The organism is Variovorax sp. 05T418, from assembly GCF_056396385.1.
On record NZ_JBFTLJ010000056.1, the window covers coordinates 1 to 621 of the forward strand.

1 protein-coding gene is annotated in these 621 nt (G+C 65.2%); it reads right to left on the reverse strand.

The features are described from left to right. A partial coding sequence (locus tag AC1DMS_RS31755; RefSeq protein ID WP_478182126.1) for an IS110 family transposase occupies nucleotides 1-387 on the reverse strand: 387 nt, incomplete at its 3' end. Nucleotides 388-621 lie beyond the last annotated feature (234 nt).

A 621-nucleotide genomic window follows, 5' to 3' on the forward strand; every position in this document is an offset into this window, starting at 1 on the left:
GAGGTCGCGCAGCTGCTGGATCGCCTGCGGCGGCACGAAGCTGGAGCGGATCAGGCCGTGCGCCAAGAGATCGGCAATCCACATCGCGTCGTTGACGTCGCTCTTGCGGCCGGGCACGTTGCGGATGTGCGCGGCGTTGGCCAGCACCAACTCGAACTCAGCCTCCAGCACGTGCCACACCGGCTTCCAGTACACGCCGGTGGCCTCCATCGCCACATGGGTGCAGTCGTGCTCGGCCAGCCAATCGCCCAGCGCGAGCAATTCGGTGGTGGTGGTGCCGAAGCTGCGCACCTCCTGATGCATGGGCGGGGAGACGCATCGCACGCAGGCCACGATGGTGTCCTTGTGCACGTCCAGGCCCGCACAGCGCGGATAAAGCACTTGCATGAGAACCTCCTGACGGTTGAGGGGCACCGCAGGCAGTCCTCGTCGTCGAACTCTACTAAGCGTGCTTCGGGGCGTCGCCGCCCTCTGCCACATTCCGGGGTGCTCGCAGGACTGCGGGTCCAACTACTGAACGGGTTCGCAACACCAAGCAAACGCCGACCTCGTCAGCAGTGCCGAGCTCCATCCTATGACCATGCGTCATCGATCGCCAGCCACGACCCACGCTTCATGCCC